Source organism: Brevibacillus migulae, from assembly GCF_004521915.1.
Lineage (GTDB): Bacteria > Bacillota > Bacilli > Brevibacillales > Brevibacillaceae > Brevibacillus_F > Brevibacillus_F migulae.
Genome location: NZ_SDKD01000019.1, coordinates 61,356 through 75,636 on the forward strand (window position 1 = coordinate 61,356; position 14,281 = coordinate 75,636).

At 51.4% G+C, this 14,281-nt stretch carries 15 protein-coding genes; 13 read left to right on the top strand and 2 right to left on the bottom strand.

The annotated features are described in order from the left end of the window. The first annotated feature begins 328 nt into the window (after positions 1–328). From nirB to EIZ37_RS19605, 13 genes are all read left to right on the top strand, one after another. On the top strand, positions 329–2,770 hold the full coding sequence (gene nirB / locus EIZ37_RS19545; RefSeq protein ID WP_134686457.1) for a nitrite reductase large subunit NirB: 2,442 nt from the start codon (positions 329–331) through the stop codon (positions 2,768–2,770). A gap of 26 nt (positions 2,771–2,796) precedes the next feature. Continuing rightward, a complete protein-coding gene (locus EIZ37_RS19550) occupies positions 2,797–3,150 on the top strand; it encodes a nitrite reductase (NAD(P)H) small subunit (RefSeq protein ID WP_328591369.1) in 354 nt (117 codons plus the stop codon). Between the two features lie 141 nt (positions 3,151–3,291). After that, complete coding sequence (locus tag EIZ37_RS19555) at positions 3,292–4,602, top strand: hemolysin family protein (RefSeq protein WP_134686501.1); 1,311 nt, start codon at positions 3,292–3,294, stop codon at positions 4,600–4,602. 133 nt (positions 4,603–4,735) lie between these two features. Next, positions 4,736–5,770, top strand: a complete 1,035-nt coding sequence (locus EIZ37_RS19560; protein ID WP_134686458.1) for an FUSC family protein — start codon at positions 4,736–4,738, stop codon at positions 5,768–5,770. A 94-nt stretch (positions 5,771–5,864) separates the two neighbouring features. Next, positions 5,865–6,287: a tellurite resistance TerB family protein gene (locus EIZ37_RS19565; RefSeq protein ID WP_134686459.1), complete on the top strand. Its 423-nt coding sequence runs from the start codon at positions 5,865–5,867 to the stop codon at positions 6,285–6,287. A 75-nt stretch (positions 6,288–6,362) separates the two neighbouring features. Continuing rightward, positions 6,363–7,325, top strand: a complete 963-nt coding sequence (locus tag EIZ37_RS19570) for a S8 family peptidase (protein WP_134686460.1) — start codon at positions 6,363–6,365, stop codon at positions 7,323–7,325. 115 nt (positions 7,326–7,440) lie between these two features. Continuing rightward, positions 7,441–8,229: a 5'/3'-nucleotidase SurE gene (gene surE / locus EIZ37_RS19575; RefSeq protein ID WP_134686461.1), complete on the top strand. Its 789-nt coding sequence runs from the start codon at positions 7,441–7,443 to the stop codon at positions 8,227–8,229. Beyond that, the gene (locus EIZ37_RS19580; protein ID WP_134686462.1) at positions 8,226–9,275 is read left to right on the top strand and encodes a hypothetical protein; all 1,050 of its coding nucleotides are present in this window, start codon (positions 8,226–8,228) and stop codon (positions 9,273–9,275) included. The genes surE and EIZ37_RS19580 overlap by 4 nt, the downstream gene beginning before the upstream one ends. 122 nt (positions 9,276–9,397) lie before the next feature. Continuing rightward, positions 9,398–9,886 (top strand): hypothetical protein, encoded by a 489-nt coding sequence (locus tag EIZ37_RS19585; protein ID WP_134686463.1) that lies wholly within the window; start codon positions 9,398–9,400, stop codon positions 9,884–9,886. A 113-nt stretch (positions 9,887–9,999) separates the two neighbouring features. Further along, on the top strand, positions 10,000–10,581 hold the full coding sequence (gene thpR / locus EIZ37_RS19590) for an RNA 2',3'-cyclic phosphodiesterase (RefSeq protein WP_134686464.1): 582 nt from the start codon (positions 10,000–10,002) through the stop codon (positions 10,579–10,581). A 116-nt stretch (positions 10,582–10,697) separates the two neighbouring features. Next, the gene (locus EIZ37_RS19595; RefSeq protein ID WP_134686465.1) at positions 10,698–11,366 is read left to right on the top strand and encodes a hypothetical protein; all 669 of its coding nucleotides are present in this window, start codon (positions 10,698–10,700) and stop codon (positions 11,364–11,366) included. Positions 11,367–11,464: 98 nt separating this feature from the next. Continuing rightward, positions 11,465–11,752, top strand: a complete 288-nt coding sequence (locus tag EIZ37_RS19600) for a hypothetical protein (RefSeq protein WP_134686466.1) — start codon at positions 11,465–11,467, stop codon at positions 11,750–11,752. A gap of 358 nt (positions 11,753–12,110) precedes the next feature. After that, positions 12,111–12,878, top strand: a complete 768-nt coding sequence (locus EIZ37_RS19605; RefSeq protein WP_134686467.1) for a MerR family transcriptional regulator — start codon at positions 12,111–12,113, stop codon at positions 12,876–12,878. 81 nt (positions 12,879–12,959) lie between these two features. Here EIZ37_RS19605 and EIZ37_RS19610 read toward each other — a convergent pair whose 3' ends face one another. Next, on the bottom strand, positions 12,960–13,427 hold the full coding sequence (locus EIZ37_RS19610; protein WP_134686468.1) for a chemotaxis protein CheW: 468 nt from the start codon (positions 13,425–13,427) through the stop codon (positions 12,960–12,962). A gap of 98 nt (positions 13,428–13,525) precedes the next feature. Further along, positions 13,526–14,278 carry an SAM-dependent methyltransferase gene (locus tag EIZ37_RS19615; protein ID WP_134686469.1) on the bottom strand — a complete coding sequence of 251 codons (753 nt, stop codon included), beginning with the start codon at positions 14,276–14,278 and terminating at the stop codon, positions 13,526–13,528. Between the last annotated feature and the right edge of the window lie 3 nt (positions 14,279–14,281).

Here is a 14,281-nt window from a genome sequence, read left to right on the forward strand (position 1 = left end):
TAGGTATAATGAAACCACAGCGAGGCAATCGCTCATCTACCAGGAAGGGGAGGCAATCAGCAGGAAGCATCATCATCAAGAAAAAAAGGAGTGATCGATTCTCCTCATCGACTTGATAGCCTGAACGGAATGGAAAGAAAGGAAGTCAGTGAAAAGTGAATAGCTGGTTAAACCAAAACAAGTCCTGAACGGTCTTCATGGAAGAGCGGATCGGGGCTTTTGTTTTTGGGAGTAATATGTGAAAAAAATCACATACATTCATCGGCTCTCAGGTTATCATGGTTTCAAAGAGAAAAAGATTGATTGGAAATATGGAGGGAACAACCATATGAAAACCCAACCTGAGAGACAGAAACTGGTCCTGGTCGGCAACGGCATGGCCGGTATCCATGCAATCGAACAATTGCTTACATACACCCAGCGATATGACATAACCGTTTTCGGAAACGAACCCTTCCCAAACTATAATCGGATTCAGCTTTCCTACGTGCTGGAAGGAAGCAAGTCCATTGACGAGATTATCCTCAACCCGCGCGAATGGTATGCGGCGAACGGCATTACGCTCTACACCGATACGACTGTCACACGGATTGATACGGTTCGCCAGCGGGCGATCACAGCGAACGGGATGGATGTCCCCTATGACAAAGTGATCATTGCCACAGGCTCGAAGCCCTATGTGCTGCCGATCCCTGGGGCAGATCTTGCAGGAGTCGTGGGCTTTCGGGATATTCGCGATTGCGAGCAGATGATCTCGGCAGCCCAATCGGTCAGACAAGCAGCCGTCATCGGGGGAGGGCTGCTCGGACTGGAAGCAGCGAAAGGGCTGGTCAGTCTGGGAATGCAGGTAACGGTCGTGCATCTGTCCGATACGCTTATGGAAAAGCAGCTGGATCCTACTGCAGGTGCCATGCTGCGAAAAGAGCTCGAATCCCAGGGCATACGGTTTCTGATGAATGCATGCACGGTAGAGCTGTATGGCGAAAATCATGTGGCAGGGCTGCGCTTCAGCGATGGCAGTGAGCTGGCAGCACAGCTGGTCGTGATGGCGGCGGGAATCCGGCCGAACATCGAGGTGGCGGCAGCGAGCGGTCTGACGGTGAATCGCGGAATCGTGGTGGATGACGACCTGCGGACGAGTGCGCCAAATGTCTACGCGATCGGTGAATGTGTCGAGCATCGCGGAGAATGCTACGGATTGGTCGCGCCCCTCTTTGAGCAAGGTGCCGTTTTGGCCAAACATTTGGCTGGCCTTGAAACATCGCCATATGAAGGCTCTACTGTCTCGACCAAATTGAAAATATCGGGTGTCGATGTCTTTTCTGCCGGAGAGTTCATGGAAAGCGCTGAGCACCGCGTGCTGAGGATCCATGATGATTGGAAACAGACCTATAAAAAAATATTGCTGAAAGGGAACCGAATCGTCGGCGGCATTTTGTTCGGCGATGTGGAGGTCGCGCCCCAGCTGACCAAATGGGTGAACCAGCAGGCAGAAATGACAGCGGAGATCCATGAACGCTTGTTTGGCGGCGGCTGCTGCGGCGGTGGCAAAAAAACATCCGCAGTCGAAGAGATGGAGGATGACGAAATCGTCTGCGGCTGTAACGGCGTGACCAAGGGAACGATCGTGAACGTCATACGCGAGCGAGGTTTCACAACGGTAGAAGAAATCAAGGCTTGCACGGGTGCCACACGTTCCTGCGGAGGGTGCAAGCCGTTGGTCGAGCAAATTCTGCAGGCAGTGCTCGGTGATGAATTCACAGAGACTGCGGCTCAAAAACAGGGGATTTGCGGTTGTACGCCCCTGAGCCGCGAGGAAATCGTAGCGGCGATCAAGGAAAAGCATCTCACGCATGTAAGAGAAGTCATGCATGTACTGGAGTGGACACAGCAGGAGGGCTGCTCCAAATGCCGTCCGGCCATCAATTACTACTTGGGTATGATGTGGCCAACCGAGCATGAGGACGAACGGGAGTCGCGATTCGTCAACGAGCGCCTGCATGCCAATATCCAAAAGGATGGCACGTTTGGCGTCATTCCGCGGATGTACGGTGGGGTCACGACACCATCCGAGCTGCGCAAAATTGCAGATGTCTCCGAGAAATACGACGTGAAGCTGGTGAAGGTCACTGGCGGCCAGCGCCTCGATCTGCTTGGCGTGAAAAAAGAGGACCTGCCGAAGATCTGGGCTGAGCTGGATATGCCTTCTGGCTATGGCTATGCCAAGTCGCTGCGGACGGTGAAAACCTGTGTAGGCTCGCGCTTCTGCCGATTTGGAACGCAGGATTCGATCGGCATGGGGATTACGTTGGAGCAAAAATTTGAACGCATCAGCATGCCGGCCAAGTTCAAAATGGCGGTCAATGGCTGCCCGCGCAACTGTGCGGAATCGTGTACGAAGGATCTGGGAGTCGTCGGCAATGATGGCGGCTGGGAGATCTACGTAGGTGGCAACGGAGGAATCAAGGCGCGGATGGCCGATCTGCTGTGCAAGGTGAAGACAGAGGAAGAGCTGATGGAGATTGCGGGTGCCTTCATTCAGCTGTATCGGGAGAACGGGAAATATGGCGAGCGGACATCCGAGTGGGTCGAGCGTACGGGGGTGGAAGCCATACGGCGAGCGGTGGTCGAGGATCATGCAAACCGCCAAGCGTTGAATGAGCGTGTGGAATTGGCTATCGCGCAAATGTCTGATCCTTGGAAAGAGGTACTGCACAATCAAGAGCTTCGTGAAAGCTTGTACGAGGCAATTCAAAAGCCACAAGCATAAAGAGCCAAGGAGAGGGAGGGAATTTTATGTACCGCCATCGTTATGAGCATCCGTTCTTGTACGTGGAAGTCGGACAGCGCGACGACTTCCCCAGCCAGCTCGGCCGGCAAATCGTCATTGGCCAGTACGACATCGCCTTGTTTCATACATCGGACGACAGGTTTTATGCACTGGACAATCACACGCCGCATCCAAAAGGAGGGCCTCTCACGGAAGGGATGGTCAGCAGCCATTACGTATACTGCCCCCTGCGTGACTTGAAAATCAACTTGATCGACGGTCTGGTGCAGGAACCCGGACGAGGGAAAAGTCTTGACCTTTCCAGTCCGACTCGAAGGAGATCGGGTGCTGATCGGCATCCCGCAAGCAAATTAGAGTGAACGCCATGAAAAGGAAAAGGGAAAGAAGGCAGCCGTTTCGAAGCTGCTCTCTTTCCCTTTTTCGATTCATCCATAAATCACTAGCAGATGGGCAAGACTAAGAGAACAGTTTGGCGCACAGGAGGGATTGGTTTGACGAACATGACGATTATGGGGACCTCCCTCAATCTGATCCTCGTGGTGTTCCTCGTCTTTTTAAATGCTTTTTTCGTTGCTACGGAATTTGCCCTCGTCAAGGTGCGGGAGTCGCGCATCACACAGCTTGTTGCGGAAGGGAATCAAAAGGCGCAAGCAGTGGAGCATGTGATTCATAATCTGGATGCTTACTTATCGGCTTGTCAGCTGGGAATTACCCTGGCTTCGCTTGGCCTGGGGTGGGTGGGGGAGCCGGCGGTCGCACATCTTTTTCATCCCTTGTTCGGATTTGTGGGATTGCCCGGGCCATGGCAGGAGACGCTTTCCTTTATTATTGCGTTTTCTATTATCACTTTTTTGCATATCGTCTTGGGAGAACTCGCGCCCAAATCACTTGCCATTCAGCGAACCGAAATCATTTCCCTGCATGTGGCAGGCCCGATCCGTTTCTTCTATAAAGTGATGTATCCGTTCATCGCGTTTTTGAACTGGTCGGCTTCCAAGTTTCTAGGGTGGTTTGGAGTCGATACGACCAGTCACGAAGAGGCGCATACGGAGGAAGAAATCCGCATCCTGGTGAATGAAAGCCATAAAAGCGGATTGATTGACCAGACGGAACTGATGCTCGTGGATAATATTTTTGATTTTAGTGAAACGATGGCTCGGGAAATCATGGTGCCGCGTACGGACATGGTCGTCCTGAATTTGCGGGATTCCTTCGAAGACAGTGTTAATTTGGTCAAAAATGGCAGGTATACACGCTATCCGGTAGTAGATGGAGATAAAGATCACGTCGTCGGGAGTCTGCATATCAAAGATCTGTTGACCAATGTCCTGCAAAATACCGGAGGCGACCTCGCGCGGATCATGCGCCCGGTAGTGACTGTTCCGGAGACGATCTCGATCAGCCGGCTGCTCACCATGCTGCAAAAAAGGCGGAACCAGATGGCGATCCTCATCGACGAATACGGAGGGACGGCTGGGTTGATCACGCTGGAAGACATCATGGAAGAGATCGTGGGCGACATCCAGGATGAATTCGATGATGAGCGTCCCGAGGTCGAACAGCAGGATGATACCTATTCTTTTGATGGGCGCGTGCTGCTGGAGGAGGTCAATGAGTATCTCGGTTTATCGTTGGACGATCGGGAAGTCGACACGCTCGCGGGATGGATCTACATGCAAATCGATCATCCACCCAAAGTGGGAGATGCGGTCAGAACAGATGCGTATGAATTTATCGTGGACGAAGTCGATCATTTTCGGATCACCCGTGTCCGTGTAAAAAAGCGGGCATTACAACCAGTCGAGAAGTAAAAAACCTCACTTTTTTGCGAAGGGAGGTTTTTTCTGCTTGAAAATGGTGGTCGTGTAAGATATTCTAACATAATATAAATGGATTCGGTTCATTGTGTTAGTTTTTCTTACATGATTAAAGGGGGCAGATCGGATGATTGGCGCGCGTGTATTGAAAACGGCAATTGCAGTGATGCTATCGATCCTCACAGCGAGATTTTTTGAACTGCAGACCCCGCAATTCGCGGGCATCGTGGCGATTCTTGCCGTGCAGCCATCTTTTTATCGTTCGCTGCGCTATGGGATCCAGCATACGATCAGTGCCATCATCGGAGCAGTGCTTGGTGCTTTTGTCATGTTTGAGGTAGGTAATTCTTTTTTCGTCATTGGTCTGGTGGCTTTATTTTTGATGACGATACATGTTAAATTGAAAACCACGAATTCATTGCTCATTTCCGTCGTGGTCGCTGTCAATACGATGGGAACCATTCCCCATTACTTTGGTGAATCTGCGATCAATCAAATCGCTTTGGTGATCATCGGTGTCGGATATGGGACATTGATCAACCTGCTTCCCAAGCCGTTTCATCAAGAACGGGCCGGCCACCTCCTGACACAAGCCGAGGGGATGATCCGGGTGCTCCTGCATTATACGCATATCGAGTTGAGTGAGGGCAGAGTCACTCCTTACCCAAAAATGCGTGAGCAAATAAATGAGGTTCGCGTGTATATTGAACGGGGTAAAGAAATATGTGGATATATTAGGGAAGACGAAAAATACAGGGTCAATCCGCGGAAAAACCCGATCCAGCTCTTCAGCGGGCTGGAAGCCATGGTTGAGCGGTTTCGCGATGTCAGCAAGGAACTGCAAAAGGTCGATCTGTCGCATCCAGCGGTGGGAGAAGCAAAAGAGCTTCTGTTTGCGATTATTCAAACCCAAGAGGCAGTCGCTTCCCGGCAACCTTCCGATATGGCGGGGCTGGAAGTCATGCTGGAGGAAACCCGCAATCGCCTGTGGAACCAGCAGGGAGGGTTGGATGATTTCGAGACACGGCTTGCCATCTATAATGCATATGGCCATTTGCGGGAGTACGTACGGGAGCTTATCAAGCTTGTTGATCACGACGGTGAAGTCATACTCGCAAAGGGCAAAGCGACAAGCCCTATGCACGCTGTCGACGCGGGTTAAACAGACAATCTGCGTCGAATGAATAAAAAATGCAACCGCTTTCTTTTTTGTACGTATAATAATAGTACAAGGACAACGGTGGGAGGAGTTCAGCATGACGATTACAGAAAAAGAGAAGCGGAGCCTGTTTGCTTCGATTCGTTTAATGATCTGCGTAGGACACGCGGACGGATATATGGGGGAAAAAGAAGTCAATCATATTTATCAATTGGTGGAGGGCAAGCATTTTACTCTCCGCGAGCGACAAATTCTTATGAACGATATCGACCATCCGAAATCACCGGAGTCGATCGTCTCGGAAATGATATTGATGAATCAGACGGAGAAGCTGACGCTTTTGCGGCAATTGTATCATTTTGCTTTGGTGGACCGGAAAATGAAGCCGGTGGAAGAGCAGGAGATCAAAAAAATCGCGTGCTTGCTAGGTATTTCCCCAGAGAAGCAGCGTGAAGTGGAAGAATGGATTCATCATGGGATCGCATGGCGCAGTCGTTGGGAAGAAATCATCGGAGAATAGGCAGTCGCCTTGTTTCTCCGCTTTTGTCACGTACATACCATGAAGAGAGTCGAAATTCTCTGGAGGGATACGTACGTGTACAAATTGATCACCTTTCCGAACAAGAAAGCCTTTCATTTTTGCGTAGGTTGTATGGAGAAAGAGGAGTCGTTTAAAAAACGGGCCAAGCATCTGCAAGCATTGGAAATGTTTTTGGTGCCTGATGAAGATTATGAATCGTTTTGCCAAATGATCGGCAACCGCAAGCATCATGTATCGGAAAATGTCACCGTACGACTGCACGCTGCCGCGGATGAAATTCCATGGGGAGTTGAGAAAATAGGCGCTCCACAGCTGTGGCCCGATACAAGAGGGAAAGGCATCAAGGTTGCTGTCATCGATACGGGTATCGCCAGCAGCCATTCGGATCTGAGGGGGCAAGTCAAAGGACGCGTCATCACTGCCAATGGAGGGCTTGGATTTTCCGGTATGGATGGACATGGGACACATGTCGCGGGAACGATCGCTGCAGTAGCGAATCAGAAAGGGATCGTCGGCGTTGCCCCTGAGGTGGAACTCTATGACGTGAGAGCATTCGGTCCGGATGGTACTGCCGCGATTGCCGATATTGTCGAAGGGATTAACTGGTCGATTGAGAACAGGATGAATGTGATCAATATGAGCTTTGGGACCAGTGAAGATAATCTGGCGATGCGCAATGCCGTACGACGTGCAGCGAAGGCAGGCATTGTCCTGGTCGCTTCGGCAGGTAATAACGGAGGAGATCTGGAATATCCTGCGGCATATCCAGAAGTCGTAGCGGTCGGTGCGTTGACCCCGGATAACAAGCTGGCCTCATTCAGCTCCCGGGGCAGAGGCCTCGATGTAACGGCACCAGGAGTCGGGATCAAATCAACCTGGTTGAACAACAGCTACCGTGTGCTGGACGGCACTTCGATGGCAGCAGCCCATGTCTCCGGCATGTATGCGCTGGCGATGGCTGGCAGGAACCGCAAGCTGCTGAGAGGCATGCGCAGGAACTTGAAAGCTGTGAACTGAGGAAACGATTGCCAAATATTCAAAACCGCCTCTCTTTGAGCTGAAAGGCGGTTTTATTTTTGTGGCTGTTTTTCTATGTTACAATAGATGGAAGAAGACGAGGAGGAGTCCAACTATGCTACGAATCTTGCTGACAAATGATGATGGGATAGATGCGCAAGGCATTCGCCGACTGGCGGAAGCGCTGGTACCGCTGCCGGATCTGGAGATTTTTGTCGTGGCACCTGCGGAAGAGCGGAGCGGAGTAGGGCACGGGGTAACGTTTCGCGAAGCCTTATCCCCGCAGCCACACGCATTTTACGGGTTGCCGGTAAAAGCATGGGCGATCAACGGAAACCCGGCCGACTGTGTCAAGGCGGCCTATCATTTGCTGTTTGCGGGGGAAAAACAGCCCGATATCGTTTTTTCCGGGATCAATGTGGGCTACAATCTCGGCCGCGATATTTATTACTCGGGAACCTGTAGCGGAGCGCGTGAAGCGGTGATTCACGGCATACCCGGCGTGGCGCTGTCCTACGGCAACTGGGAGGAGCAGGACAGCTTTGGCGTGGTCGGCACCATCATACAGCCGCTGCTTCAACGGTTTATCAAGCAAGCTGCGGACAAAAACCTGCCGCAAGAGGTGTTTTGGAACGTGAATATCCCGCATTTGCCGGCAGAGGAGATCAAGGGAGTGGCTCCGGCGGTCTTGTCGCTGTATCACTATCATGACCAATATCAAAAAGCGGAAGAGGGATATTGGCTTGGTCGGACGTATCCGCAGGATGGGGAGCATCGGGAGGAAGATGATTATCGCCTGGTGAACGAAGGATATATCGCGGTTACGCCTGTTCATATTGATGCGACAGATCGGAGTTTGCTGGCAAAGGTAGACCAATGGTTTGTAGAGGCGGATCCATCATGAATGGGCCGTTTCGCCCCGTGATCATTCCCGATCCAAACATTCAATCACCTGGCCCGGACACCGTCGGGCAGTTTCTGGAGGAAACGGGCTTTGCGGATTTGTATCGGTTGGCAGGTGACGAAGGCCTTCCTTATTTTGTGCGGCTGAATGGCGAGGGAGTGGCCGAGCTCTATCTTGTATTTGAAAACATAGAAGCATTCAGCGAAGCGACGAGCGATGCGGTTTCCATCGAATTCAAGACCTATCAGCAAAAACTGCTGGCAATCATCTGGACGCTCACGGATCCGCAAAATCCGCTCGGGTTTCCGCTGTCCTTCGATATCAGCAAGGAGGAAGATCGCTTCATGGCTCTTACGTTGATCGAGCAGGCTGGGACCCCGATTCATTACCTGGCCTACATGGATCAGCGTATACTCCATATTTTTTCGGAAACGATCACTTTTTCGCAGGAGGAAAAAACGCGTGCCACAGGCTATGTTCGCCGCTTGTACGAGCAAGATTCGACTGATCAGGCGCCTGCTGAAGAGGAAGTGAAAGAAGGAGAGCTCTTGTCGATACCGGCGTCCGTCTTGTCTGACGAGATCTTGCTGCAAAGCGGAACCGTGTACCGTTTCCGTCATCCCCGCAGCATGGGACAAGAGGAGCGGGAGGAAGCAGAGGCGCTCTTGATGAATACCCTCCAGCAGTCGCTCTTGGTGGTGCGTCGTCATGCGCGGAGCGAAGTCAGGGAGAGTGCGTGCACGGTTTGGGCCGGACAGGAGCCGGAGCATGTCTCCCTCTATATCACCCCGGAGCTGCATTCCTTATTTGAGGACATCCATACCGCGGATGGTGAAGCCAATCCCTTTACCCGCTTTTTACGCGGAATCCCGTCCTTTGAGGAAAGTAAGCCGGATACGCCGCTGAAGCGGGGAGCTTATCCGATCCTTCGCTATGATGCGGGGCAATTGTACCATCTGGAATTGGAGGAAACGTTTCAGGAGAGACTGCTTCGCCTGGCAGAAGAGGCTGGTTGGCAGGATGTGTCGGCGAATCCGTATCGATAAAGGTCCATGGTGCGAACGTTGTCAGCGAGAAGCGAAAACAAGACATTTTTCGAGCAAGGATACGACAAGCAAAAGTGCGAATGGTAAAAGGGCTGAAGAAAACGGAAAAAGAGGTGAGCCCCATGCCATTTGCGCATGCTGACATTTTTGAGCAGATCATTTCCCAGATCGAGCCGCTGCAGGATGAAATAAATGAGTTGGCCAGTCAATTTTCCCTTACCCCACAGGCAGAAACGCCTGCCATTGAATTGCAGGTGTCCTTCCCCCATCAAGCGACGGTGGAATATATTCTATGGGGGGAAGCAGGGTTAATCGTATTGCGTGGCAAGCTGCCAAACGTCAAGGACAGTGGTGAAGCAAGTACCTCGTTTCCGGTCACGATGCGGTTTTCGCTCTCCCATGAGCTCGGGGAAGAGGTGGAGGACAAAAAAAGGCGCATCGAGGAGATCATGGATACGGAGGTCGATCTGTTCTGGAGCGTACCGCCCGTGGGACATTCCGATCATGTCGAGGTGACGCTCAGTTTTGCCTATGCTCCCAACACGGGACAGCTCCATGCATATTGTGCGTGTGTGTTGGGCATGATTACTGGTAAAGTGTTGGCTGCCTGACCGTTTATCGGGCCTAAATTGAAGAGGCACAGCAAAACGCTTCCGTTTCTGGCAAACGGAGGCGTTTCCTTTGTCCTTTTACGATGGAGACATAAGGAGAGTGAACCTGGACAATGCGTCTATTCGTAGCCCTGGATTTGCCACAGGAAGTAGCAAGCTATGTGACAGAGGTGCAATCTCAATTAAAGCAGGAAATTCGTGCGGATCGCTGGCAACCTACCCACAATCTGCATTTGACGCTGCATTTTTTAGGAGAGGTCAAGGAGGAGCTGCTGCCTGCGATTCGCCAAGATATGGACATGGTCAGTCAAATCATGGCTCCCTTTTGGTTGAATACCGGCTATCTGGGCGCCTTCCCCAGTCCCGAGAAGCCCCGTGTCTTGTGGATGGGGCTGCATGGCGGTGTCGATTCATTAAAACAGCTGCATCTGCTCTTGGGAAAACGATTCAAAATGCATCAGGGCCTTCATTTTGATCGCAAGCCGTACCGGCCTCATATCACCTTGGCACGCGGTCCGCAGACCAACGGCAGCCCCCTGCCGCTGGAGCAGTGGGGTCACCGTATCCATACCAACTCCGGACCGCGTTTTGAAGTAAACAAGGTGCATCTGTACCAATCCGAACTACGCCCACAAGGTGCCATTCATACCATTATCCACACGAGTTCGTTCTCGCTTGTGCAATCTGCCACGTAATAAGCAATAATTACGCGCACGTGAATAAACTGTAACATGAGCGAGGTTTCATAACGGCCCATGTGCGGGTAAACAAATGGTATGATGTCACTTTGCGAGAAAGCGGTGGGAATTCAATGAGTGAGTTTACTACCGGGGTCTTGTATCCACGAAAGCATGAAGCGAAAGTGTTAGGCTCGCTGCCCAAGTCGCGGCAACCGTATTTTCACAAGAATGTCAACGATGATTGGAATGCCTTCTTTTTGCAGGACGAGTGGCTGGAACGAGCGAAGACGCTGCGCTTTTTGCTGGAGCTGTCCGGGCAGAATGTGCCGCTTCTCTGGTTTCATGACGCAGAAGAAAATGGATGGGGCTTCCGCTTGTTTGACGGCGCCTGTGAGGTCTCCTCTGCGTCCATCCCGTATAATCTGGATATTGAGATGGCCGAAGAAGAGTTTCTTCGTCGTCACCCCCATGTGGAAAGTGTGGAAGAGATTGCGGAAAATGAAGCATTGCGCGTCGTTTACGAGGAAATCCTGGAGCAGGTGGTTCGCTCCGAACGCTTTCGCCAGGAGATTGCCAAAGGCATCGCCCGTTTTCGTCCGCAAGCGTTCAACAGACTTGTCAGCAATAAGCAGGCCGCCCAGCTGCGCTCGCTGTTTGATCTCCACCTGCTAACCGATTTTGATGAGGATTCGGGAAGCTCCATGCTGTATGATTCGGTTGAGCTGTTTAAAGAGATATTGGGCATCGAAGAAATGATCTGGGTCAACTACTCTTACTTGGAGAGTGGCGGACGGGACTAATTGTAAGAGCATGGAAAAATCCTCCGTATCTGTTAAAGAAACGGAGGATTTCTTTTTCTTAAAAGAGTGGAGATCCCCATGACTGCGGTGAGGAGAGCATGTTTCGCAACTACGCTTCATTCTACGCCCTGCAGGGAAGCTTGGACTGTCCGCTCCACAGCCAATCGCGGGGGTCTGCAAAAGTAGTAGCCGCTACGCAGACCGTGCAGGTTGCAGCCCTTTTTCCCACGATTGGCTGCTCCGCTTGGAAGGGCTTCGCAGGCGCTCCGTTCCGAAACATGCTCTCCAGCGTAGCAGAAGCTTTAAAAGAAAAATGCTTAAATGACCGGAAAAAACAATGCGGTACATCCAATACATTGAATTCATCCTACGCATCACGATTGTAAAGATGAGCACGACAAGAGTATGCTCTCTCATCCGTTCGATATTATCCAATCGCCACGAAAGGAAGGGGAGAACGGGACGGAGCGGAGTTTTTGCCACACCTGCAGAGGTGGAGCTTGCAAAAACGGTACACGCCTGTTGCGCAACCCCTTCGTTTGAATACGCTTCCCCGAAACTTTTGCGCGACGTACCGTTTTTGCAGGCGGAACCGGACAGTCAAGACTCCTAAGCGGGTGTGGCAAGTACGCAGCTCCGCCCGTTCTTCCCTTCCCCCACCACGATGATTGCACAAACCAAAAAAAGGCATTGACCTTGACGCATGCGTAAAGGTGTACAGTAAGGATGTCAGGGGGTGAGCACATGGAATACACGATTCAAAAGCTCGGTCAATTGGCGGGCATCAGCACCCGGACGCTTCGGTATTATGATGAGATCGGGATATTGAAGCCGGCCAGAATCAACTCTTCCGGATACCGGATATATGGGCAAACAGAGGTGGACCGATTGCAGCACATCCTGTTTTACAGGGAACTGGGCATCACCCTGGAAAATATCAAACAGATCTTGGAAGCGCCAACCTTTGATCGAGCCAAAGCGCTAAGAGAGCATCGTGAACAGCTTCTTGACAAGCGATTGCAATTGGAATTGCTGATCGCGAACGTGGAAAAAACAATTGCCTTTACAGAGGGGAGAATGACGATGACGGATCAAGAGAAATTTGTAGGGTTCAAGCAAGCACTGATTGAGGAAAACGAAAAGAAATATGGCCGCGAGATACGTGAAAAATACGGGGAAGAGGTTGTCAATCAATCGAATGAGAAGCTGAAGCAGATGAGCAAAGAAGAATTCGAAGCCGTGAAGCGCCTCGAAAATGACATGTTCGAAGCGTTAGCGGAAGCGATGAAAACAGGGGACCCTGCCAGCGACATGGCTCAGAAGGCAGCCGCTCTGCACCGTCAGTGGTTATGCTTTTACTGGAACGACTACAGCAAAGAAGCGCATGCCGGCCTTGCCCAAATGTACATCGATGATGAACGGTTCAAAGCGTATTATGACGATGCGTTGCAACCGGGTGCAGCGGAATTTCTGCGGGATGCCATTCATGTGTATGCCGGAAATACTGAGTAACAGCAGGGGAATAGCTGAATAGCAGAAAAAGGAACGCGGATCTCCGTATTAGAGATTCGCGTTCCTTTTTGCTTTCCTGCATTACGCTTCTTTTGTAATCCAACGGGCGAAAACTTCATCCACATCCAACAGGAGAACAAGCTTGTCCTCCACACGGGCAATCCCATTCAAAAACTTGCCATCCACGCCAGCGATCATCGACGGTGCTGCCTCGATCTGCTTCGCGCCAATTCGCACAACCTCGGAGACTGCTTCTACCACAATCCCGATGTTCAGGCCGTCCAGCTGAATATCGACAAAGCGACTGTCTTCGGTCAGCGGCACCGGATCAAGCCCGAACATAGAGCGAATATTGACGATCGGGAGAATGCGTCCGCGCAAATCGATCACGCCTTCCACAAATAGCGGTGATTTCGGCACTTTGGTTACCGGCAGAGGTTTGATGATCTCTTTTACGATCGCGATCGACAGGCCGTAAAATTCGCTGCCCATTTTGAACAATATGCACTGAATGGAGTCGCCCTCCAGATTTTTATCCGTAACATTCATCGGGTCTTTCCCCCCTTCTATGGTAAACACACGCTTTGTTAGATAACTACCCGTTGCTGGCCAGGAGAAAACCTAAAAACGTCAAGAAATGAAATCGCTCAGCCCTGATGGCGGAACAAATACAAGGCAAAGCCAAGCGTATCGCGTCCCCATTTCAAATAAGTGCGGCGCCACGTGCGAATGCGGGCCAGCATCGCGATGCAGTCAGGGTCATCCGGATGCTCGTAGCAGTAGTTTTCGATCGACATCGAATAAAGCCACTCATACTCGTCCCAATCGTCATCGCTGGAAACCACAGCCCACAGGGGAATGAGTCCGAGATCTTCGCCTGTCTTGACATTTTCCTCATGGGTCTTTAATTCATGTTCATTCGCGCCCAAAGCCTGCAAGTAATCAGGGCTTGGTTTTTGCTTCCAGTAGCCTTCTCCAATCAGGATGTACCCACCCTTTTTCACGCACTGCTTTAATGCCTGCAGTGTTTCTGCAAGACCGCCAAGCGCATGGGTGGAACCAATGCAAATACCAAGGGCAAATTCCGCTTGCTCAAGCGATTCGACCACTTCCTTGGCATCCTGATTCAGGAACGTGATCTGGTCAGGAGCCAGTCGTCCCTCCGCTTTGCGCTTCGCTTCCTCGATGGCGCCTTCGTACAGCTCAATCGCGGTAGCCTTTGCCTTGAATTGTTCGGCGACGCGGATGAGCAGTTCTCCTTTGCCGGCACCGATATCCAACACCCGGTCACCCTCCTGGAGGTTCAAAAACTGCAGGGTTCTCATCAATTTGGCCTCATTGATCGGATTGCTGAAAACATGATCGCGGTGGGCGATGGCGGAAAATTTATTTCGATCCATGGC